The organism is Holtiella tumoricola (assembly GCF_027857615.1).
Lineage (GTDB): Bacteria > Bacillota > Clostridia > Lachnospirales > Cellulosilyticaceae > Holtiella > Holtiella tumoricola.
Map to the genome: position 1 here is coordinate 1 of NZ_JAQIFT010000066.1, position 22,535 is coordinate 22,535.

A 22,535-nucleotide genomic window follows, 5' to 3' on the forward strand; every position below is an offset into this window, starting at 1 on the left:
TCATTAAAACATGTGCGCATAGCTCAGCTGGATAGAGCGTCTGACTACGGATCAGAAGGCCGAGGGTTCGAATCCTTCTGTGCACGTTTTTACTTCTTAAGTAAAACTTAAAAGTGAATATGCCTAATACATAAGTATGCCGACGTGGCTCAATTGGCAGAGCAGCTGACTTGTAATCAGCAGGTTATCGGTTCGAGTCCGATCGTCGGCTTATGGAGGGGTTCCCGAGTGGCCAAAGGGGGCAGACTGTAAATCTGTTGGCACCGCCTTCGAAGGTTCGAATCCTTCTCCCTCCATCCCAAAAAGTCCTACAAACGTAAGTTTGTAGGACTTTTTTATTTGCTAAAAATAATTAAGGGATTATTTAGGATAATTAATACTTTATAAGGAAAACATATCATTTAAAGGCATATTAATTTGGAGGATGTATGAAAAGAAAATTAATTAAACAAAGTCTCATTTTAGCCTTAATATTTGTGTTATTTGTACCCAGTATTAAGGCTACAGCCAGTATTTCAAATCAACAATTAGAGAAAAGTATAGATAAAATTGAAAATATAAGAAAGCAGTATATGTCCATATCACAAAATGGGTATATTAATCATTTTCAGCAGAAATCCAATAAAAGTAATATAGATTTAGTCCATGTGTATATTTCACAAATATCAGATATTAGAACTGAATTAGAGGAATATAAAAAGAACGATTTAGATAAATTTGCTAAAAGAAAAATAACCACTCTGATTGCGATAACTTTATATTTAGAAGATATGGGACAAAATCTGATCGATTATTTGTCAGAAACTAAAGTGCAAGATCAAGTTGATTATTACGATATCCATTTAAGAATCAATAGTTTTATATTAAGTGCTTTGACAAATGTAAAGGATGAATTATCTTTAAAATAAATATAGAATTTTTTTGCTAGCATAATAATCATCAAATCTCTAGATAATAAGTAAGTAACAATTTATTAGGAGGTATTCAAGATGGCAAAAGAAACTGGCTTTGCAAATTTCACACCTAAACAAGCAAAAGACTATGAAAAACAATCTAAAGAAGGTAAGAAAACATCATCTTTAAAGAAATGAGGTCGTTCTTATGCATAATAACAAAAATAGAATGAAAGATAGAGACAAAAGTAATCCAACTCTAAGAAAAATAGATCCAACAGATAATGCAGATAAAGGTATTATAAACGGTGAAAAAATAGGTGTTCATGGTTGTAAAAACGAAAAGAGTCGTTAATTTTAAATCTTATTAAAGGGAGCTTTCTAAGCTCTCTTTTTCATGTAGAAGAAGTGAAGTGAACCTATCAATAGAGCATATCATAAAGCTCAATCAATCTTTTGTATATGACAGAAATAAATATAATGATAGGATAATAAAAAGTAGTATTAATATAATAAATAACTTCAAATAAGTTTGACATATGTACATAAATAATATTAAACTATAAAGGTATTTTATTATTCTAGGAGGATTTACATATGGCGACACCAATGCCACTTAAACGTATTGCAGATTTTGAAGATTTAGGATTTGGAATGTTTGTACACTGGGGATTGTACTCACAAGTAGGAAAAGGAGAATGGTATCAATCTTTTTATCAAGTACCCAAAGAAAAGTATGAAGAGCTGGTTAAGACCTTTGCAGTAAGACCTTATTATGCAGAAGACATGGTAAAGGTTGCAAAAGCTTCTGGTATGAAATATATTGTACTGACAACAAGGCATCATGATGGCTTCTCATTATTTGATACGAAAGGACTTAATACATATGATGCACCACATGCTATTGGACGCGACCTTGTTCGTGAGTATGTAGATGCATGTAATAAATATGACATTATCCCATTTTTCTATCACACAACATTAGATTGGCATGAAGAAAGCTTTGATAAGGATTTTAAAGCTTATTTAAAATATCTAAGAGACTCTGTAGAAATCCTATGTAGCGAGTATGGTAAAATAGGTGGTTTATGGTTTGATGGAAACTGGAGTAAACCAAATGAAGACTGGGAAGAAGATGCACTTTATGAAGTCATTCGTAAACATCAACCAGATGCTATTATTGTGAATAATACAGGACTTTCTCATAGAGGAGAAAAAGGCAATTTAGAAATAGATAGTGTGACTTTCGAACAAGGTCGCCCAACACGTATGAATCAAGATGGAGCAAGGAAATATTTAGCTACTGAAATGTGTCAAACTCTTAATGATCACTGGGGAGTAGGGGCTCATGACTTTAACTATAAGTCTGTACCTGAAATTATTGAAACCCTTTGCTATAGTAGAAGAATGGGTGCCAATTACCTTTTAAATATTGGATTAGAGCCAGATGGTACAGTACCAGAAATCCAAGGGGCTATGCTCAAACTTGTAGGACAATGGATTGAGTTAGAAGGTGAAGCTATTTACAAAGGTAGACCTTGTGATGATATTTCAGGCGAAGGTCATGACTTTGTACTACGTGTAGACGATCACACACTTTATGCTTTCATCCATGGTTTAAAAGTAACAGGAGATAGCAATGTTGTAGTAGGCGGTTCAGGAAGTGGCCTTAAAAACTTCATTGGTCTGAATCAAAAGATTAAATCCATTGAATGGGTAGACAATCAAGAGTCATTAAGATTTATACAAAATGCAGATGAACGTTTAATGAGTCTTTATGCAACAGGCTTTAGCTATGGTATGAATACAGTAGTACGTGTAGCGAAAATCGTATTAGAATAAATGAAATAGAGCAGTTATGAAAAGAGTAAGATCTAAGATAGAGCTTACTCTTTTTTGATTTTCTATCGTGTTTAAATTCGTTAAAATAATTATATAATAGGGTTGACAAATTAATTAGAAAGGAATATATTAATGGTGTAAACAAATTAGCACTCTTATATATAGAGTGCTAATACATCATAAAATTTTTGAAGGAGGAATTGATATGTTTGGATTAACACCGTTTAATAGAAATGGATTACAAAATAACAATGGAGTAACTGATTTTTACAATGCTATCGATGACTTTTTTAATAACAGTTTTATGCCATTAAGAGATTTAAGAAATGACACTTTTAAAGTCGATATAAAAGAAATAGAGGGTGCCTATTTAATAGAGGCAGAGATGCCAGGTATCAAAAAAGAAGATATTCAAATAGATTATCATAATGAGAGCTTGATTATTGGTGTGAAAAGACAAGAGGAAGTGAATGAGGAACAGCCTAACTATATTCATAGAGAGAGACATATGACAGCGATGAGCCGTAGTATTTATTTGAAAGATATTAATGAACAAGCCATTGAAGCAAAATTAGAAGAAGGCATGCTTAAGATTGTTGTTCCAAAACAAACAGAGGCAAAGCCACCTAGACATCGTATCACAATCCAATAGACTATAAGTAGGTTTATAAGCGTATTTAGGAATAACCCAGTATATTTTATTTAAATGTACGGGGTTATTTTTTTATTCATGAATCCTATAGAAAGCAAGTAGAATAGCTAGAAAGTTTTCTAAAAGTCTTTTAAGAAGAAAATTATTTTACAATAGTACAAAAATATTTTATATTAAAAGAGAGTGTATTTTAACAAATAGGATTAAGAATTAGCCAATATATTTTAATTAGGAGAACATATGAGACAGATAACCCAGAAACCCAAGAATCCTATTATAGCCATTAGTCAAGAACACAAGCAACAAGATCAATTTAGCCAGATGGTAGCATGGGTTGAAGCCCATGGGGGCATAGAGAAAATTGAAAGTGAGTTGGAAAAGTGGGAAAAGAGAGAAGAAGAATTAGAAACACTTTTATTTTTATCTATAGATTTAATAGCTATTTTTAATAATATGGGAAGATTTATTAAGGTAAGTGACAGTTGGAAGACCATTCTTGGTTGGACAGAAGAAGAACTTCTTAATATGAGTTGGAGAGACATTATTCATCCAGATGATATGGAGATATCCTATCAAGCTTCTAGACAAAGAGTAGATGGACCAAGATGTAAAAAGGTGGTTAATCGCTATCGTTGTAAGGAAGGTAACTACAGATGGATTGAATGGAATGGATGTCATATAGAAAAGGAAGAAGCGCTCTTTGTATGTAGTGGTAGAGATATAACCTATGAAAAAGAGATTGAAGAAAAAGAAAGGTTATTACAAGAAGCCCTACAGCTTGAGCAGTTAAAAAGTGAGTTTTTTGCAAATATCTCACATGAGCTTCGCACCCCCATTACAATTATTAAGGCAGCCACACAACTTTTTAATCAATCTTTAGATGAGGATAAGATGGTGGAGGGCGTTTATTTAAAGAAGTATGTAGACTCGATTAAACAAAATTCAAATCGTCTTTTAAGGCTAGTGAATAATTTGATCGATATGACTAAAATAGATGCTGGATATTATGAGATTCATCTAGAAAATCATAATATTGTAAGTGTAGTAGAAGATATTACGATGTCAGTAGTCGAGTATGTAGAAGGTAAAGCCATTGAGCTTATTTTTGATACAGAGATTGAAGAAGCTGTGATTGCTTGTGATCCTGATAAAGTTGAACGTATTATGCTTAACTTATTGTCAAATGCTATCAAATATTCTCCAGAGTTTGGTCAAATACAGGTATATATCGAACAATTAGATCATGAAATAAGAATAGCTGTTTCGGATAATGGAGTAGGCATTCCAGAAAATAGATTACAATATATATTTAACCGATTTACTCAAGTGGATAATACGTTGACAAGAAAGTGTGAAGGAAGCGGGATAGGTCTTTCATTGGTTAAATCTCTTGTAGAAATGCATGGCGGACATGTTTGGGCACAAAGTCAATTAAATGGAGGGACTACAGTCACTTTTTCATTACCCATTAAGCAGGTAACACAGGACATAGATAAAATGCAATCATCAAAAATCATTACCTCTAATATAGAAAGATGTGTTATTGAGTTTTCAGACATCTATCATTTATAAAGGCTCTAAAAGACTATAAAATACAATAAAATACATAAGATATAACTGGGAGGAAGTTATGAATTTTATTATTATCTTTGCTGATCAAATGCATAAATATGCATTAGGGAAATTAAATCAAGAGGTATTTACACCTCATTTAGATCAGTTATGTGAAGAAGGGGTTTTATTTAGAAATGCTTATTCTAACAATCCAATCTGTGGACCTTATAGGGGGACACTTCTAACAGGTCTATATACGAGTCATAATGGTGTACACTATAATGGACAACCCTTACTGAGTGAGACGAAGACATTGGCAGGGGAGCTTAATAAACTAGGTTACGAGACAAGCTTTGTAGGCAAGTGGCATTTAGGAGGAAACGGAAATGAACCTATTTTGCCATCTTTACAAGGTAGCTTTAAGCATTTTTTAGGCTATCAATGCTATAATGGCTTTTTAAAAGACATTATCTTTTGGAATGAACAAGGTGAAAGTCAAGAATATGATGGACACCGTACAGAGATTACAACACATTTAGCCATAGAGAACTTAAGAGCTCTTAAGGCAACCCATAAGTCTTTTCTACAAGTCATAGGTTATCAAGCACCCCACTATCCAGAGCAACCGCTACCAGAGTATGCCAAGCTTTATGAAGGGAAGACTATTTTACATACGCCGGATTATATAGAGGTAGATCCTTATACGCCAACCTACTCACCTTATAGCCCAAGACCTTATGAAAATTGTCCAGATTATCAACGTTATGGCAATAATATGGACGAGTATATAAGGCTTTATAATGGGATGGTCACTCAAGTAGACCATGGTGTTGGAGAAATTCTAAAAGAAGTACAGCGCTTAGGCTTAGAAGAAGATACCCTTATCCTCTTCACCTCTGACCATGGAGATATGCAAGGTAGTCATGGACTGAAGAACAAATGCTTACCTTATGAGAAATCTTGTGGTGTTCCTTTTATTGTAAAGGACCCTATAGGGTTAAAGAATAAAATAAGCGATGCTCTCGTATCAGGGATAGATATCTTTCCTTCCGTAATGGCTTATGCAGAAGAAGCAACAGATGTCACGCTGGATGGTAGAAGCTTTAAGGGGTATTTGCGTGAGGAAGAGGAGACTACCCAAGACTTTGTCGTAGCGGAATATATTTGTCCCAATACAGGCTGGCAAATGATTCGAGACAAACAGTTTAAGTTGTGTGTCCGAACAGCAGATCATACGCCATATCTCCTTTTTGATATGGAAAAAGATCCTTATGAATTGGAGAATTTAATAGAGGATATGCGTTATGCCTCTACTATAGAGCGCTTGATGAAACAATTAGATAGCGCTTTACTCCAATAAAGGCTTTAAGTAAGAAAATAGGAATGAAAAAAGCTACTTATCAAGGTCACCTCATTATGAGGACTGATAAGTAGCTCTTTTTCTAGAATAAATGCCTTTAATTAGATAAGATTGGGTTTAACACAAAGGATAGGTAAGTGCTTCGTACAATCGTAGTCTACTAAGAGTCTATCATCAGCTAAGTCCCTTAGTTTAATATAGTATTGGTCACACTCTATAAATGCAGTTACTTGTTTGGGTGTACCATTAAGGAGAATAGAGGCAGTTACCTTCTCCGGTACTGGAGTAGTCTCTAGTGTTGGAAGTTGTAAGTAAGCCTCTTGGTAGCAAGTGACAACATCACTTTTAAGCCTGGTCCAAGCAGCAGGATGCTGCACGTAGTACTTGGGGCAGACTTTGCCAGTGACATCATAATGACGTAGGATATCTTGGTTCGGGTCTAAGGTATAAGTATGGCAAAGCTTGGCTAGGAGTTGAATAAGGGAGGCATAAGTTGGAAGAGAGAACTGTCCCTCCCAGTCTGGATGGCAGACTTCTATGCCAAGGCTATAGGTATTGGCATTTTTGGCATGGTAGGCACGTTCATTATCTGGGATGCAGTGGATGACTTCGCCATCTAGTCCTACGATGTAGTGGCTACTGGCATAGATGCCTCTGGTACCCGACTTAAGGTTTTCAAAGTAGTTACGATTATTAAGAGCAGAGGTCTTTGGATTGGCTACCCAGTGTACCACAAGCTTTTGGATGTGACTCAGCTTAAGTCCTGGGCGGCTATAAGGGTTGGGTGTAAGAAAGTGTGGGGTAAGCATTAAGTTTATCATAACGTCTCCTTTTAAAAGTAAAATACAAAAAGCTAACCTAAATCTGCCTTCCCCCTTGTAACAATAGGCAGTTTTAAGTTAGCTTTTTGTTTGTGGCAAAGCTTATACCATGTCCAGCCCAAGGCTTACTATCCAAGAAACATCCGATACAAACCTATAGACACTGAATAAGGGGCATGGGGCTCGTAGCTCTAAGTGAAAGGGATGCTATGCATGTATCACGTTGAGGCCAGTTGGCATGACGCTTAGTAAGAGGCTAAAGGGTTGGAGTAGACGCAACTTGTCAAGCAAACAACAATACGCCGATCAAACCTATAAGCAATTACCCTAACTCTACTTTAGATTGCCACCACCAGGGAATAGAGTAGGGGTGCTAAGTGGAACCTGTATCTCAAAGTAAGAAGGGGGAGAACTTACTAGAAGATACACATTTCCATTTAGCGAATGAGTGAAGGAGGAGATGCAAACGGCCTAGGATGTGTTTGCTAGCTCGTCCTTACACCTATATATATACAAAATAGGGTTGGAATTTCCTTACTATTTTTGAAAGAAAAATAGTTTTTGGTGAAAAATCATAAAAGAGAGATAGAAGTATTGTGCAGATTTGCTTCATATTTGGCCTCTTGCCAAGCACGTTCTCTTGCTTCTAAGGCTTCAATGTCAAAATTATGGGTGTACATACGATTGAAAAGACGTGTAGGTTTTACAAAAGGTGTCGTAGAGCTTGGTAAAGCTGGAGCTGCAAATGTAGAGTCAGGCATAGAGGAGGCAAAAGGTGTATAGTTCCCGTCTAAGATGGCAAAGAACTTGTCCGGCTTCAAGATCCAGCTAAGAGATGCTAGGAAAGTGGATGTAGAGAGCCGACCACACAAGAAGTCAGAAGCTTCTACTTGACAAAAGACCGATTTAAAAGTCTCTAGTAGATTAAGCCCCTTAGCAGTGATGTCTTTGACTAAAGTATGTAAGCGCATTTTGGTTGTGAGGGTAAAACGTACCTTGGTACTTAAGCTAGGGCAATAAGTTTCAAATAACTTTTGTACATCTGATTCTATATCTGAAGAAGTGTTTTGATTAGATTTGTTAGGTTTAGTCTCTGAATACCCAGATGAGAGATTCAAACTTCTAAGAAGTCCATTGACTAAGGTCTCATTACGTTCGTAGTAGGTCAGGCGCTTGATACGATCATAGTAAGACAGATAATACTTCCCTTCAAACTTATCCTTGCTTTCTAAGTAAGCCTTTTTAGATTTATATACCTTCCCGATGTTACTAAAAGCTGTACGAAATTCCGTTTTACCAAAGCTTAGCTCCTCTGTCCAACTATCTCCAGTGACATATTGAGGGGCTTCACATGGCTCAAGGAACTTATAAAAGGTTTTGCCACGGGTCACTTTAAACCAATGCTCCAGTTGCATAAAAAGTAGGCTAGAAGTAATGCTGCCTGTATATGGATTAAGCTCTGGGTAATAAATTAATGATTTCATCTAATCGCCTCCTAAATGAGAAAAACTGATTTCTATCTCTCTTTATATACACAACCACCCTTCATTTTCCTCAAAAAAATTTAAAAAAGTACTAAATTTCAATTTCCTCTAGGAAAAACACATTTTCCTTAAAGAAATCATCAAAATCCTTAAGGGAAAAGCTATTTTCCTTAAAGAAATGGCCAAAACCCTTAAGGAAAATGACAAATCCCCAATTTTACGAGATGTTTCATAAGAGGTAAAGTAAAGGTGCGCAAATACAAAAGCTGCAGCGGAAAATTAGGTGAAGCATGTATGAAGTAATTGAGGAATTAGTGAGAAAAAGTAAAAGTCATAGTCTATATAGCTATGAACTATGGCAGCATTTTGAACCACTTTGTACCAAGTGGGCACATAAGCTGAAAGAAGTGGACTATAGTGTGGAGGATTTGATGCAAGAAAGTTATTTGATTTTATGTACAGCCATAGATACATACAATCAAGATAAAGAGATTTCTTTCTCGGCCTATTACAAAGTGATGCTCTATAGATGGGGGAGTAATTATAGACGTAAGAATAGAGAGGTACTTGTTGTAGAGGAGAGAGAAGAAAACTTTTGGGATAGGATACAAGATGAGCAAGTTCAAGTTGAGCAACAAATACTCCAAAAAGAAGTGGTAAAAAGTATAGAGTGGGCTTTACATAGGTTAAGTGAAAAAGAACGAAAATTAATGATTAAGCTTTACTTTAGTGAAAAAAGTTTGAATGACTTGGCAACGGCTGAAGGCTTGTCCTATAAGGCCTTAACGAGTAAGAAATATTATCTTCTCAAAAAACTTAAGAAAATCTTTGAGGAAAATCCAGACCTATTGTGTATATAGTAAGTATAAGCAACCGGTGCTTAAAACACATTTAAACTCAAGGAGGAATGGATATGGCAATTCGAAGCGTACTAGAAGAAGTGAAAGTAGCACTTAAATTTACAAAAGGCTCACAAACTATAGGGCACTGCAACAAACAAGCAACAGACGAAAGCTTACATACGTTAGGCACAGCTATTGGCAGCTTAAATGCAGAATCACTCCAATCCGTTACAAAAGTCACAGAAACCTTATTACTTCTAGAAGCCTAACCAATTGAGCCGACTTACATAATGGCAACATAGGTTACAGCGAGTGCACATCTTAGAGACAACAGTTTGTAGGCTATTGATAAAAACTTAAAAATTTAACCTGGAACAATGCTTTAACAGAAGAAAATAATAACACTAACTTAGGAGGAATCTCAGTATGGAAGTTACAAAAAGAAATTTAGTTCTTACCTTTGGTACACCAGCCAAGACAGAAGAGTTGATCACCATCTCTAGCCCAGCAGAAACCCTTTCAGGTACACAAGTAAAAGAAGCCATGACAAAGGCGTTAGGCAGTGGTGCCATTGGGGAGAATGTTCAAGCCAACAGTATCGTAGGGGCTAAATATGTGATTCAACAAGTGGATGCTATTGATCTTGATGAGGCATAAGAGATGGAACAAATCTTAAGTCAAATTGGTAATTTTGGCTTTCCCATTATCTTGTCCATGTACTTACTTATTCGTATTGAAAGCAAAATAGAGACATTAGCAAACACCATTACACATCTTAGCCAAGTATTAGAATCTAGAGAATAGCAAAAGACCAGCTCTCGAAAATGAGAGCTGGTCTTTTTTTACTATGTATTTAGTTATTCTTTTTAGAAATAGAAGTAAGATATTCTAGTGTATAAGAATAGTCGACAATGTTGGGCTCAAAATCTAAACGCATATGTGGAAAAACATGAAGTAAGAAGTGATCATGTAAAATATAGCTAGCTTGAAATTTCGATTTTAAGCATTGAAGGGAAGAAAGGTGTGTGATCTCTTGGCCATTTTTAAGAATGAAGGTGTGTAGATCCTTAAAGCCACTTAATGCTGCAAGATTAATATAACCCGTACACCAGTTATTTTTAGTATGAACTTCGCGTGCTTTATAAGGAAGAAAAACATCTATTGGAGTAAGTGGAATAGGTGATTGAATTGAAGAAGGAAGCATACGTAAAGCACGATTTCTGAGAAGGGTAGAAGGAATATGATAGGCAGCAAGTAAGTGATCGATTACATCTTTAATAGATTCAGGATAGATTTGTTCTGAGTTATCTTCAAAGCGAATACGTGTGCAGTCTTGTCCAAGTAACAATGTAGGAATACTTGTGTTGAAAAATGGTTCAATAACATAGATTTTCTTAGTACGTAACTCTTCATAAGGTGCTAAATAGATCATTAATAATACCCCCCATATTATAAATGTATAAGATAAACTCTTAATATGACTTAATTATACATAAAAATTAAATAAAATACAATAAAATATTGAAAATTTTATAAAAAAAATATATTTTGATTTGTAAATCAATAAAATGATAGATTTATAGGTACGTTGCCACATATAACACATGTTGAAAGTATTGCAAAATTGAGAAAAATATAGAATGATTAAAATGGGCTTCCGAGATTTTTAGGAGGTCCATTTTTGATTTCTAAACGGGCATATGATTGACTTATGGTACAATTGAGCATATTATTAAAGGTAAGATATTTGTTAAGAAGTAAAGGAGGTCATTAAATGAACTACGCATACCCAAATAATACAACATACACAACAACGGAAAAAATATTAAAAAAGACTCCTTTAAGTGAAGAAGCAAGGGCAAGAAGCGAATATATAAGAAATCATAAATTTTCAGTTAAGGTAGATTCAGAGACACAAAAATGTCAGTTAGTTGTTACAGCAAAGGATAAAGCATAATGGAACAAGAGCAAGGATTAAATATACATCCATTATCTCCAGAACTACTACCGTTAGCAGAAAGATTTAGTTCTGGAAATACATACTTGGATGGCTTTTTGCAAAATGGAGACTACTCATTAAGTGCTAATATAGGAAAGACATATGTATTTTTAGCTGAAGAAAATAATGAGATTATTGGTTACTATAATTTAGGAATGAGCTCCGTAGATAGGATAGAAGAAGTAAGTGGTAATAACCGTTATATTCGGATGGGAGGGGCAATTAATATCAATTATTTTGCATTGGATGAGAGATATCATAGGCAAGTATATGATACATTGCCATGGGGAGATAAAATTTATTTAAGTGATATCTTGCTAATAGAGTGTCTAGAAAGAATTGAGGGCATTACAAATCAGCATATAGGTGCTACGTTTGTCACGCTCAACTCAACAAAAGAAGGTTACAACTTATATAAAAGAAATGGCTTCGAGGAATTAGAGTATGATATGAGGTTTACTATGGAAGATAGTGACCATGATTGTACACAACTTTATAGATGGGTTAATGAAGATTTTTAGGTAAACAAACTACATCAATTATGACTACCACCGGCACTCAATCCACGTTGAGACTGTAGCACTGCTTGTTAAAGAAAACTAAGTAATACCAAGGGTTAGAGCCATTTGCTCTAGCCTTTTTTAGTGTCTTTTTATGTCTCTGGAAACATATTTTATATGTTCCCAAAGAATAGGGGGGTACACTAATAAACGAAAGGATGGGTATTTGCGTAAAAGTATATGTACTGGGATAAAAATGTTTATTTGACAATTTTGCTTATAGAAAAGTACACAGTAGTACATTTTATAGAGGAGAGCACTAATCCTCTTTTTGCATATAGCGGGTAAAAAGATTGGGAAAACAATATCTCAGAGTCTTTTTAGTTTGAAAATGTAGTTAGTTATTAGAGAATTAGCTTTTTACTAAGTTGCCAATACTACATGAGGTAACAGAAAACGTACTGGCATGTTGGGTTAGAGTATAATAAAAGGGTATTGGATAAAAAATATAGCAGTTTAATTTAAACATAAGATTGTATAAATACTATTCGAATAGGGCTGATGATTAACGACGATATGCACTACGTATTAAATTATGTATATTTTTTCTTATGTACTAGTTCAAGAAGTAATTTATAGTAGATGCGTTCAAGAGCAATTTTATCGTCAATAGTTTCAGAAAGGTTACTTATTATATTCAAACCTTCAATTAATGAATATGTGTTTTTTACAAAAATATCACTTTTCCATTGTGCAAGTGTAGATTTAAATTTAGGTGAAATAGTGGTATTCTTGGTCTGGTTTATTTTTTTTAGCAGAGAATAGGCTATCTCCTCAGTAAATACAGTAATATTACTTAATTCTTGGATATAGTCATGCATTATGTTTTTTTCAAAAATTAAATTCTTAAGAGAAGTTAATTTTTCAACTGCTTTGAGTATAGATGTCTTATGATCAAAAACAATATAGGGATCATCTAAAGAGGGAAGACATCCAAAGGAGTACTTATTGTTTGAAGTAGAAAAACGATAATGAAGTTCTATACGAACACTTCCTTCTGCCAATTCATTATTTGATATCATTACACCAAAGTAGAGGTTACCCAGATTTGGTATATATTCTGGTTGTAAAGTTGAAATATATAAAAACAGCTGGGAGGAGTCAAGAATATAATTTGAAATAATAAGTTGCTTACTATTATCAGAGTTGATTTGATGTAAAGTATTTAGTACCACATATAAGATAATATTGTTATCATAGTTTCTATATAGAGTTGATGTTATAGCTCTAAGATAATAAGCATCAGTTGTTAATAGACGAAATTGTTTTATATCATTTTGAAACTTACATAACATCAATTTAATAATAGGTTCAAGCAATTCAAAAATACCCTCACACATAAGGAAATGTGCATACTTACGAAGTGAAAAAATATTAAAAAATTGATTATCTGCGTTTAAAATGCAAGTCGCTATGATGGGGGATGCTTGCTCTTTAGGGGTGATTGAAAAAATTAGTTCATTATTTTGAGTAAATCCTTGAAATTTTACATTGGAGAAAGTTGTTACAATATCTAATTTGTTTGAGCACTTATCAATGTAACTATAGGCTTCTAATAATTGATTAGAGGACTCTACTTTAAGGATAGCGTTAGGTGATTTAATAGGAAAAACTTCTAATATACTACGATCTAATTCTTTATTTAAGTCAATTAAAAATTCCAAACTAGAGCATAAAATAGGAGATGTATCGTAATTACTTTGGTATTTTTTAAAAGGATTAATATAGGGCATTAAAACACACCTCTTTCAAATTTTGATTAACATAGTACAGTCTATTCATTTTTGAAAGTAAGTAGTACATAACTGTAAGTTCGTAACAGGGCTTTTAGACAACAGTGAGATTTCATTAGAAGTTTCAGTGCCGTAGTATACTTTTTCTATATGCATAATTACCTTTTCATGAAACTATCAACACCGTATATGAGACAGCCTAAAATTCAACGGGATGATAGGGGAGTGTAAAAGAGTATATTGCGTTAAGGTTTGAATTTAAACCATTTGATTCGTTTCTTTTTTAATGGGTATAAATAACTAACACCTTGAGGAGTTAGCATATCTAGTAAAATATGACTGATGATACCAATGAACATACCTATACCGAGGGTAATATCAATAAATCCCAAAAGAGTACTTATAATAGCAGCAAAGAGTAAACTATGTGTTAAAGACCTATGACCAACCGAATTATAAAGCAGTGTGGGAAGAATAGGTATTTTGTTGCCAAGATAGCTTTTAGGGTGGTCTATATCTGGGAGTAAAGAACCTATGGCTGCTCCTCCAACTAGTAGTAATGGTTGTATATTAAGATTTACTTTTTGTGAAAGATAAACTGTTCCTATGCCAAGTGCAATGCCACCTGTTAGATGTGTTTTATAGTCCATGTTAATCATCTCTTTCTGAGGTAAGTATATGTGAAATTTAAAGATGGTATACAGGAGATCATGAGTCCTGCTACAGAGTATTTGAAGTTAAAGCATATGGACAAATAGCCATTCCATATAAATGAAATAGGGAGGGATGGGATATGCAGGGAACTAAACAAGAATTAAGTACTTATAGAAAAAATGAAGATACATTACTTATGAGATGGTTGTTAGGATTATTAAATTGGCTATCTAGGAAAATTACTAATAATGATGAGCATATTATTATCGTATTGACAAAAGAGCAACCACCTACTTTTTATAGGACATTCTCCTCTATTACTTATGTACCACCTGAAACAACTATTGAGAAAGTAACATTAAAAACATCCCAATGGCATGAGTTGAAGACTATAGAAAATTTAAAATTAGAAAGACTAAAGTCACTGATTGAGCAATATGTACCTGGAATAGAAGTTTGCATAGGAGAAGTTCATGAAGGTATCATAGGATTAATAATCAACTGGGGACAAATTAAAGTAGATTTTATAGAAGATGATAAGGGTGGAGAAAATCAAAAAAGAATTCCTGAACCGTATAGAGTACTTACATTTTTATCTAAAAATCCATCTTGCATAGTTAAAGGTAGAAATTCTTTTAAAAATAGGCTTGGGATGAAACTTGATGAAGAAGAAAAAGTAGTTTATGTAGGTGAGGGAGCTACATATATTTTCAACAAAAATGGCTTTAAGTATATAAATCAAAGTAATTTGAATAATTTTAAGGAAGCTACATGTATTGACCGCCTGGGCATAATTGAACATAGAGAAAAAGATTTCACTAGGGATAGTTATAAGAGGAAAGTTAATAGATACCTAAAAATGTAGTATGAGCATAAGGTCTAGTCAAACTAGGCCTTGTTTTTATGTAGAAAATCGCTATATAGGTGTAAAATAATTAGGTAAAGTGTTAGAATAGAAAGTAATAAAATGCAAGAATGAGGAGAACAACATATGATAACAGATGAATTAAAAAGCAAAATAGATAAAATATGGGAAACTTTTTGGACTGGTGGTATTACAAACCCTCTAGAAGTTATCGAACAGTTTACGCATTTACTATTTATTAAAGGTTTAGATGATATAGAGACAACCAAAGAACAAGAAGCTGTATTTTTAGGCTTACCGTATGAAGGTATGTTCCCAAGCGATAAGCAGTATTTAAGATGGAGCAGGTTCAAGAATATGGAAGCGACAGAAATGTACAACATTGTAATGAATGAAGTATTCCCATTCATCAAGAATCTACATCAAGATGGGGACTCAGCTTATGCCAAATACATGGGAGATGCTATCTTTAAAATACCAACACCTCAGATGCTTTCAAAAGTTATAGATGGTATCGATAGATATAAGAAGCCCAATATGACCACGTAGATAACTAGCAATGAAGTTAGAAGGTGTGGTTGTGTTGGGATTTTGTATATGTGGATATATAAATAAAATATCACGAGGGTGGGAAAAGATGAAGAAAGAGTTTTGTGTAAAAAGAGCTAAGTATATTTATACAAAAGATGAATTAGGATACCAGGAGGTATTAGACGATTTTGAGAACGCTGAAAAAATTACTATTGTGACGTTTAACATTTCTCAGACTCAAACGTACCTTATTGACTATTTGAAAAAAGCTCCTGATAATGCTGAGATAAAAATCATAACTAATATACCAGGGAGATGGGAAAGTTATTATGAAAGCTTCAGAGCTAATGCACAGAAAAAAATTAAAGTATATATGACAAAGTTAAAACCTGAAGACATTGGTGGAAGAGTTCAAGTATATTTTAATTTTAAAAATCACGGGAAAATAATTATGACAAATAATGTGGTTTATATTGGATCTTCTAATTATTCAGAGGAAAGTGCGAGCAACATAGAATTTGGTTTTATTATAAGAGATGAGGAATTTATAGAGTATCTGGTGGATGAAATAATATCGGATGTAACAGATAAATCTCTACAATACTACGAATATAATTATACACCATTACTATTAGAAGCTAATATGGCAGTATCGGCATTATTTAACTTAAAAACGGAATTATACTACCAAATATACAAACATTATGAAGATTATGGTGGAAGTGGCTATTATTATAATACAGATGAAGATTTATTAAGTGGTGAGACGTTACAAGGACTTTGGAAGCTAATGGTGGAGGCTGAAGATATACTAGAGGATATTTATCAGGCCTTAGATAAAATTACATATGGGGATATAGAAATTTTAGAAAATGCTACTGAGATAATGGAAAATTCACAAGACCTTTGCTCAAAGTATGAAGATTTGCATATGAGTGATACTATAGAGAGTTTGGCTGATTTTAGTATGATGGACTATTCCAATGAGATTCTTGAGGAAGAATATTCTAGTGAGGCTTATGATGAGAACTTAGATTATTATGTAGAACTTAGTATGGATGCTGCTTCTGAAAAATTAGAAAATCTCTGTCTTGAGGCGAAAGATGAATTAGATAAATTACTTGATACGATTGAGGAGTTCATAGAACAGATGAACCAAATTATTATATTGTTTGAAGAACAAAATATTTGTAAAGTTAATCCTAAAGTTAATAATACTGGTCTCAATTGAAATATAAAGATGGGTAAGGGTGGTGCGCTTAGTGAAGATGAGCTTGTAAAATTAAAAGAAGTATTAAATGGGATAGAGATATAGCATAAAAGCCTAACATGCCCACGTAGATAGCTATCAATGAAGTAGAAGGCGTGGTTGTATTGGGCTATTTTCGCTTGCTGAAGATGAGGAGAGTCGAGATGGATACTTACATGATAAGGTATATACTACCTGTTACTTTGGGGATTTTAGAGAGCAAAGAATTTATAGTTGAAATAGGTAATAAATTGCTAATAATAAAATGTAAGCATATAGAGGGAATAACGGCTACATCATATTTAGAAAATAATACAAATTGGATTAAAGATACTGGAACAGTAGCGTATGTTAGAAGTAAAAATGCTGAAGGTGAGGAAATAGACGCCCTAAAACTATATTTAAACAATGATATAGATTTACAGTGTGATGGATACGTAGAAGTATCTCAACATACAGTAATTGATATTATAATACAAGAGCAAAATAGAAATGAAGCAATAAGTGGGGCAAAGATAGGTTTTCAAAAATTTCTAAATACGTATAAGTATATATTTTCAGAAGAAAATGTAAGAACTGTCTCACTTAGTGAGTCTAAAGTAGTGCAGGTGTTTAAAGCAACACAGCTCTATCACCAAAAACATTGTAAAGAAATTATATTGAAACCTTTAGAAACTATTGTTCAATGGGATGATCCATTTAAAAAAGGATTTAAAATTAAAAAAATAGACAATAACATATTAGATACTTTTTCAGACATGCTAAAATTACCTAATTCGATTCCTATGTGGTTGAAAATTTTTCTTGATGCTAAAGATCAAGCTATATTAGTAAGTGAAGGCGGTACCTTCACTAAGGTACCATGTACCTGACAATTCAAACACAATTTTAGTTATATGTAAATTTGTATTGAAGCATTAGTAAGTAGAGGTGCCTGGCAATTTGCACAATTTTTCTAGTCTATTATTAAGAATAAATCCTTCTCATTCATCACATACTACTTTTGTAAAACCAAACCGAATGTAGGAGGGAACAAAGATGTCAAGTCAGAGTAACCAAAGCATTCAAAGTTCTGAGGCTTACGAAGGAAATTTATCCGAGGGCGAGCCAATTAACACATAAGTCGCATAGGACTTAGGTCGTATGCGACGGTAAGGGTTTTATAACAGATAAGGACCTACTTATTTGTCTAGTAATAGGCATTTAAGTAGGTCTTTTGTGTAATTTTGATAGTGCACATACATATAGAGGTGAGGAAGTAGCAGATGAAAGAAGTACCACGATTGATATTGGTGGGATGGAATATAAGATGGTTCTTACAACTAAGGCTACAAAGGCAATAGCTAAAAGATATGGTAGTCTTGAGAACTTAGGTGAGAAGCTTATGAAAACAGAGAACTTTGAAATCGCACTCGATGAAATTATATGGCTCATAACGCTTTTAGCTAATCAGTCTATTTTGATTCATAACCTTAGAAATAAGAATGCTATTATGGCCAGCATGCTAAAGGGTACAAAAAGAAATGTGGAGAGTGAAGTATCAAAAAACGAGGTGGTCGGGTAAGTAATCAGGAGTTATTTACTCGACTTATTTACTATGGAATAGCACATCTAGGAAGAAGCCAAGAAGAGGTTTGGTTTATGCCTATTGGTTATCTTATGGATGTTTTGAAGTGCCACAAGCAATTTATAGGGATTGCAAAGCCTAAGAGAGAATATTTTATTGACGATATAATTCCAGGATGGTTATAAGAACTTTAAAGAGTTTCTTATAGTGCTTTATATATGCACCTATAATGGTGTATACTAATAATAAAAAGAGACTACTGAGGTGATAAGATGAGTCCATTAGCTAAGGAAGTTATAGAGAAGCTATCCAACGAAGAAGACACTGAAATTTTGGCAGAAGTACTTGATTTTTATGAGTATATGAAATATAAGAAGCATAAAAAAATATGGAATAATATACAAGAAGATGACCCAGATGATACCGAAAAAGCTATTTGTGAACAGTATCAAAGAGAAGAACAAGAACTTGTTGGGTTTAATGATTTAGTTCAGGAGTTAGGGTTAGATGAGTAAGAAATACGAGTTAGTCATTACTAAACAAGTAGAAAAATTTATCAAAAAGCAAGATAAACCTACGCAGATAAGAGTTATTAAAGCAGTAAAAGAACTCCCTGAAGGTGATGTTAAAAAGCTAAAGGGGTATGAAAAATTTTATAGGCTGAGAGTCGGAGATATACGTATCATTTTTGAGAAGAAAGATGATGAATACATCATTATTCTTATTGATATTGGCAATCGAGGGCAATTTATACAATGTTTTTAGCCTATTATTAAGAATAAATTCTCCTCATTCATCACATACTACTCTTGTAAAACCAAACCGAATGTAGGAGGGAACAAAGATGTCAAATCAGAGTAACCAAAGCATTCAAAGTTCTGAGGCTTACGCAGGAAATTTATCCGGGGGCGAGCCAATTAACAAGTAAGTCGTATGGGATTTAGGTCGTATGCGACGGTAAAGGTTTTATAACAGATAAAGACCTACTTATTTGTCTAGCAATAGGCAATTAAGTAGGTCTTTTGTTATGCAAAAATTCTTCTTTATATTGATTAGGAGTGATGTGAAAACAGCGTTTAAACTCCGCACCGAAGTAAGCCGATTCCCGGTAGCCACAAAGCTGACCAATTTCCTTAATGGTGAGATGAGGATAAGTACGCATCAGTTCTTGAGCTTTAAACATTCTGAGCTTAATCAGATATTGAATGGGGGAAGTTTGATAGACCTTCTTAAACTGACGACAGAGGTAGGACGGTGAAACATGTACCAGATTACTTAGATCATCAATAGATAACTCGGTATGTAAGTGTGCTTCCATATAATTAATGACCGTATCTAGTAACTGTGTATGGGTTATTGTTTTATGTACAGTCCATTTTAAACCGATGACCTCTAAGAGCAGGGTGTAAAGAATATGGGCACCTTGAAGCTGGTAGTAGGTAGCATCTGGTTGGGCCAATGTTCTTACCGCTTGTTCATAAAGTGGAATAAGGTGGGCAGTAGGTGCTTGCTGAATGACACGATAACCATCAGTAGTCAGCTGGGTCTCTAGAAGGTCATTACCATCAGTCAAAAAGCAGATCCAGTTGAGCATCCAAGGAGCAGACTCATTAGGGAGAGGGCCATAGCGATGGGGCTTATCTGGATGAAATAACACCAGGTCAGAAGGACCAATGATGAAAGAGCGTCCATCACATTCAAAAAAGCCTTTTCCGCTTGTACATTGCATAATTTGATATTCATTAAAGCCTTTTTCTCGTGTGACAAGATTCCCCTCAAAATTCGTTGCACAGCGTGTAATATAAAAAGGAAAAGACTTAATTTTAGGGTCAATAATTGGGCTAGAAAGCGTCATAATAGGTTCCTCATAAGGTTCAAGATATTTATATACTATATACTATAATGATATATACAAAAAAAACAATACTTAATATACTATACATAACTTAAAAATTTAAAAATTTAGGGAGCTTATATGGAATATTTAGGACAAAAAACAGGCGTGATTTTTAATATCCAAAAGTTTTGTATAGACGATGGACCAGGTATACGCACAACGGTCTTTTTAAAAGGCTGTCCTTTAAGATGTACTTGGTGTCATAATTTAGAAGGGCTTAGTCAAAAAGTAGGTCTGGAATTAGATACAATCCAATGTACCCATTGTGGCAAATGTAGTGAGGTATGCAAAGAGGGATGCCATCAGCTCATTCAAGATCTCTCTGGGATAAGACATGAGATGGACTTAACCCATTGCATCCATTGTAAAGCCTGCCTAGAGCAATGCCCTCAAGCAGCCATTTTGGTATGTGGGTCTGAGAAGACGGTGGATGAGGTGATCGAAGAGGTATTAGTAGACCGCAAATTTTATGAAAACTCTGGAGGTGGCATGACACTTTCAGGAGGTGAGCCTCTTTTACAAGGTGCTTTTGCACAAGCACTTTTAGAAAGGGCTAAAGAAGTGGGCCTACATACTTGTGTAGAAACAAGTGGCGCTGTGTCAGCTCAAGTGATAGAAAAGGTAGCGCCTTTTGTAGATTTATTCCTCTTTGATATTAAAGAGACAGATGAAGCACAACATATCCACTATACCGGACAGTCTTACAAACAGATTCATGAAAACTTAAGAACCCTTAATGCTTTAGGCAAAGCCATTCGTATGAGGTGTCCGATTATACCAGGGGTGAATGATCGAGAAAGCCATTTTGATGCTTTGGTGGCATTGTATGAAGAGCTTGAGTATGTGGAAGGGATTCAATTGATGCCCTATCATGATTTGGGCATTGGTAAAAAGAGTAGATATGGCTTAAAAAAAGTAGGTGAAAGTTTTAGAGTGCCTTCACAAGAAGAAGCCCAAGGGTGGCAAGATAATATAGATAGAAAAGTAGAAGCAAGTCATAAAAAACAACTAATAAACAAGTAAAAATAGATGAGGTGGGTTAAAATGATTAAGAGAAAATTAGGCAATTCAGGACTTGAAGTATCAGCGTTAGGCCTTGGAACATGGGCAATTGGTGGAGGAGAATGGTGGGGGGACTCAGATCAAGAAGCTTCTATCCAAACCATTCATGAAGCAATCCAAGCAGGGATTACCCTTATTGATACAGCACCCGCTTATGGCTTTGGAAAAAGTGAAGAAGTCATTGGAAAAGCAATCCAAAATAAACGGGATCAAGTGGTTCTTTCTACAAAATGTGGTTTATGGTGGCATGATGAACGTGGTGCGGAATTCTTTGAACAAAGTGGCCATGTTGTCAAACGTTGTTTAGAAGCAGATACCATTAAACGTGAATTAGAGCTCAGCTTAAAACGTTTAGGTACAGATTATATTGATATTTACTTTACACACTGGCAATCCGTAGAACCTTACAAAACATCTATTGAAGAAACCATGAATTGCTTGATGGATTTAAAGCGTCAGGGGCTTATTAAAGCAATCGGTGCGTCTAATGTGACACCAGAACATATTGAAGAGTACCTTCGTTACGGTGAATTAGATGTGATTCAAGAAAAGTACAGTATGCTTGATCGTAAGATTGAACAGACACTAAGACCAACTTGTGCGAAAAATAAAATAGATATTATGACTTATTCTTCATTAGAACAAGGATTACTTACAGGGAAAATAGGTATGGACTATGTGGTAGATCCAAAAGAAGCGCGTGCAGGTATTCCTTGGTATGAACCGTCTAAACGTGCACAAGTACTTGCCCTTTTAGAGAGCTGGAAAGGTCTTACCCAACGTTACCAATGTACTTGTGCTCAACTTGTCATTGCTTGGACTATGGCACAACCTAATATGAGTTATGTCCTTTGTGGTGCTAGAAAACCTCATCATATTAAAGATACAGCTTATGCTGCACAAATTAATCTTTCACAAGAAGATAGTGATAGCATGACAAAAGGGCTTAGAGAGATTGGAGCTTAGATCA

At 34.4% G+C, this 22,535-nt stretch carries 27 protein-coding genes and 3 tRNA genes; 24 read left to right on the forward strand and 6 right to left on the reverse strand.

What is annotated here, in order from left to right:
• The first annotated feature begins 12 nt into the window (after positions 1 to 12).
• The 9 genes from PBV87_RS19000 to PBV87_RS19040 all read left to right on the forward strand — a co-directional run bounded on the left by PBV87_RS19000 (position 13) and on the right by PBV87_RS19040 (position 6,301).
• Positions 13 to 86: transfer RNA gene (locus PBV87_RS19000), tRNA-Arg, on the forward strand.
• 52 nt (positions 87 to 138) lie between these two features.
• Positions 139 to 211: transfer RNA gene (locus PBV87_RS19005), tRNA-Thr, on the forward strand.
• Between the two features lie 3 nt (positions 212 to 214).
• Positions 215 to 296 (forward strand) — tRNA-Tyr (locus tag PBV87_RS19010).
• Between the two features lie 132 nt (positions 297 to 428).
• Entirely contained in the window at positions 429 to 908 is a 480-nt protein-coding gene (locus PBV87_RS19015) for a hypothetical protein (protein WP_271013381.1), read from the forward strand.
• A 214-nt stretch (positions 909 to 1,122) separates the two neighbouring features.
• Positions 1,123 to 1,248, forward strand: coding sequence for a hypothetical protein (locus tag PBV87_RS19020; RefSeq protein ID WP_271013406.1), 126 nt, complete (start codon positions 1,123 to 1,125; stop codon positions 1,246 to 1,248).
• A 242-nt stretch (positions 1,249 to 1,490) separates the two neighbouring features.
• A complete protein-coding gene (locus PBV87_RS19025) occupies positions 1,491 to 2,735 on the forward strand; it encodes an alpha-L-fucosidase (protein WP_271013382.1) in 1,245 nt (414 codons plus the stop codon).
• A gap of 205 nt (positions 2,736 to 2,940) precedes the next feature.
• The gene (locus PBV87_RS19030; protein ID WP_271013383.1) at positions 2,941 to 3,387 is read left to right on the forward strand and encodes an Hsp20/alpha crystallin family protein; all 447 of its coding nucleotides are present in this window, start codon (positions 2,941 to 2,943) and stop codon (positions 3,385 to 3,387) included.
• Positions 3,388 to 3,627: 240 nt separating this feature from the next.
• Positions 3,628 to 4,959: a PAS domain-containing sensor histidine kinase gene (locus PBV87_RS19035; RefSeq protein ID WP_271013384.1), complete on the forward strand. Its 1,332-nt coding sequence runs from the start codon at positions 3,628 to 3,630 to the stop codon at positions 4,957 to 4,959.
• 58 nt (positions 4,960 to 5,017) lie between these two features.
• Positions 5,018 to 6,301 carry a sulfatase-like hydrolase/transferase gene (locus PBV87_RS19040; RefSeq protein WP_271013385.1) on the forward strand — a complete coding sequence of 428 codons (1,284 nt, stop codon included), beginning with the start codon at positions 5,018 to 5,020 and terminating at the stop codon, positions 6,299 to 6,301.
• Positions 6,302 to 6,402: 101 nt separating this feature from the next.
• On the opposite strand, the gene PBV87_RS19045 is transcribed toward PBV87_RS19040, so the two are convergent.
• Entirely contained in the window at positions 6,403 to 7,122 is a 720-nt protein-coding gene (locus PBV87_RS19045) for a peptidoglycan recognition protein family protein (protein WP_271013386.1), read from the reverse strand.
• A gap of 572 nt (positions 7,123 to 7,694) precedes the next feature.
• Positions 7,695 to 8,606 carry a hypothetical protein gene (locus PBV87_RS19050; RefSeq protein WP_271013387.1) on the reverse strand — a complete coding sequence of 304 codons (912 nt, stop codon included), beginning with the start codon at positions 8,604 to 8,606 and terminating at the stop codon, positions 7,695 to 7,697.
• A gap of 290 nt (positions 8,607 to 8,896) precedes the next feature.
• On the opposite strand from PBV87_RS19050, the gene PBV87_RS19055 reads away from it, so the two are divergent.
• The 4 genes from PBV87_RS19055 (at position 8,897) to PBV87_RS19070 (ending at position 10,252) form a co-directional block, all read left to right on the forward strand.
• Complete coding sequence (locus PBV87_RS19055; protein WP_271013388.1) at positions 8,897 to 9,466, forward strand: sigma-70 family RNA polymerase sigma factor; 570 nt, start codon at positions 8,897 to 8,899, stop codon at positions 9,464 to 9,466.
• A gap of 53 nt (positions 9,467 to 9,519) precedes the next feature.
• The gene (locus PBV87_RS19060; RefSeq protein ID WP_053983692.1) at positions 9,520 to 9,717 is read left to right on the forward strand and encodes a DUF1659 domain-containing protein; all 198 of its coding nucleotides are present in this window, start codon (positions 9,520 to 9,522) and stop codon (positions 9,715 to 9,717) included.
• 157 nt (positions 9,718 to 9,874) lie between these two features.
• Positions 9,875 to 10,105 (forward strand): DUF2922 family protein, encoded by a 231-nt coding sequence (locus PBV87_RS19065; protein ID WP_053983691.1) that lies wholly within the window; start codon positions 9,875 to 9,877, stop codon positions 10,103 to 10,105.
• A 3-nt stretch (positions 10,106 to 10,108) separates the two neighbouring features.
• Positions 10,109 to 10,252 carry a YvrJ family protein gene (locus PBV87_RS19070; RefSeq protein WP_082238665.1) on the forward strand — a complete coding sequence of 48 codons (144 nt, stop codon included), beginning with the start codon at positions 10,109 to 10,111 and terminating at the stop codon, positions 10,250 to 10,252.
• A 49-nt stretch (positions 10,253 to 10,301) separates the two neighbouring features.
• Here the strand turns inward: PBV87_RS19070 and PBV87_RS19075 are convergent, their stop codons facing one another.
• Entirely contained in the window at positions 10,302 to 10,880 is a 579-nt protein-coding gene (locus tag PBV87_RS19075) for a hypothetical protein (protein WP_271013389.1), read from the reverse strand.
• Positions 10,881 to 11,222: 342 nt separating this feature from the next.
• Between PBV87_RS19075 and PBV87_RS19080 the strand changes: the two genes are divergently transcribed.
• Both PBV87_RS19080 and PBV87_RS19085 read left to right on the forward strand, forming a co-directional pair.
• Positions 11,223 to 11,405, forward strand: a complete 183-nt coding sequence (locus PBV87_RS19080) for a hypothetical protein (protein ID WP_271013390.1) — start codon at positions 11,223 to 11,225, stop codon at positions 11,403 to 11,405.
• Entirely contained in the window at positions 11,405 to 11,968 is a 564-nt protein-coding gene (locus PBV87_RS19085) for a GNAT family protein (protein WP_271013391.1), read from the forward strand. The genes PBV87_RS19080 and PBV87_RS19085 overlap by 1 nt, the downstream gene beginning before the upstream one ends.
• Before the next feature lie 572 nt (positions 11,969 to 12,540).
• On the opposite strand, the gene PBV87_RS19090 is transcribed toward PBV87_RS19085, so the two are convergent.
• A complete protein-coding gene (locus PBV87_RS19090; protein ID WP_271013392.1) occupies positions 12,541 to 13,740 on the reverse strand; it encodes a hypothetical protein in 1,200 nt (399 codons plus the stop codon).
• A 245-nt stretch (positions 13,741 to 13,985) separates the two neighbouring features.
• Positions 13,986 to 14,390, reverse strand: a complete 405-nt coding sequence (locus tag PBV87_RS19095; RefSeq protein WP_271013393.1) for a metal-dependent hydrolase — start codon at positions 14,388 to 14,390, stop codon at positions 13,986 to 13,988.
• A gap of 143 nt (positions 14,391 to 14,533) precedes the next feature.
• Between PBV87_RS19095 and PBV87_RS19100 the strand changes: the two genes are divergently transcribed.
• The 7 genes from PBV87_RS19100 to PBV87_RS19135 all read left to right on the forward strand — a co-directional run bounded on the left by PBV87_RS19100 (position 14,534) and on the right by PBV87_RS19135 (position 19,371).
• Positions 14,534 to 15,259, forward strand: a complete 726-nt coding sequence (locus PBV87_RS19100) for a hypothetical protein (protein WP_271013394.1) — start codon at positions 14,534 to 14,536, stop codon at positions 15,257 to 15,259.
• 126 nt (positions 15,260 to 15,385) lie between these two features.
• The gene (locus PBV87_RS19105; protein WP_330680479.1) at positions 15,386 to 15,808 is read left to right on the forward strand and encodes a type I restriction-modification system subunit M N-terminal domain-containing protein; all 423 of its coding nucleotides are present in this window, start codon (positions 15,386 to 15,388) and stop codon (positions 15,806 to 15,808) included.
• An 88-nt stretch (positions 15,809 to 15,896) separates the two neighbouring features.
• Positions 15,897 to 17,021 carry a phospholipase D-like domain-containing protein gene (locus PBV87_RS19110; RefSeq protein WP_271013395.1) on the forward strand — a complete coding sequence of 375 codons (1,125 nt, stop codon included), beginning with the start codon at positions 15,897 to 15,899 and terminating at the stop codon, positions 17,019 to 17,021.
• 182 nt (positions 17,022 to 17,203) lie between these two features.
• A complete protein-coding gene (locus tag PBV87_RS19115; protein ID WP_271013396.1) occupies positions 17,204 to 17,911 on the forward strand; it encodes a hypothetical protein in 708 nt (235 codons plus the stop codon).
• A gap of 344 nt (positions 17,912 to 18,255) precedes the next feature.
• Entirely contained in the window at positions 18,256 to 18,603 is a 348-nt protein-coding gene (locus PBV87_RS19120) for a hypothetical protein (RefSeq protein ID WP_465221121.1), read from the forward strand.
• A 275-nt stretch (positions 18,604 to 18,878) separates the two neighbouring features.
• Positions 18,879 to 19,121: a hypothetical protein gene (locus PBV87_RS19130; RefSeq protein ID WP_271013397.1), complete on the forward strand. Its 243-nt coding sequence runs from the start codon at positions 18,879 to 18,881 to the stop codon at positions 19,119 to 19,121.
• On the forward strand, positions 19,114 to 19,371 hold the full coding sequence (locus PBV87_RS19135; protein WP_271013398.1) for a type II toxin-antitoxin system RelE family toxin: 258 nt from the start codon (positions 19,114 to 19,116) through the stop codon (positions 19,369 to 19,371). The genes PBV87_RS19130 and PBV87_RS19135 overlap by 8 nt, the downstream gene beginning before the upstream one ends.
• Positions 19,372 to 19,615: 244 nt before the next feature.
• Here the strand turns inward: PBV87_RS19135 and PBV87_RS19140 are convergent, their stop codons facing one another.
• Positions 19,616 to 20,461, reverse strand: coding sequence for an AraC family transcriptional regulator (locus tag PBV87_RS19140; protein WP_271013399.1), 846 nt, complete (start codon positions 20,459 to 20,461; stop codon positions 19,616 to 19,618).
• Between the two features lie 120 nt (positions 20,462 to 20,581).
• On the opposite strand from PBV87_RS19140, the gene PBV87_RS19145 reads away from it, so the two are divergent.
• Complete coding sequence (locus PBV87_RS19145; protein ID WP_271013400.1) at positions 20,582 to 21,526, forward strand: glycyl-radical enzyme activating protein; 945 nt, start codon at positions 20,582 to 20,584, stop codon at positions 21,524 to 21,526.
• Positions 21,527 to 21,547: 21 nt separating this feature from the next.
• Positions 21,548 to 22,531 (forward strand): aldo/keto reductase, encoded by a 984-nt coding sequence (locus PBV87_RS19150; RefSeq protein WP_271013401.1) that lies wholly within the window; start codon positions 21,548 to 21,550, stop codon positions 22,529 to 22,531.
• Positions 22,532 to 22,535 lie beyond the last annotated feature (4 nt).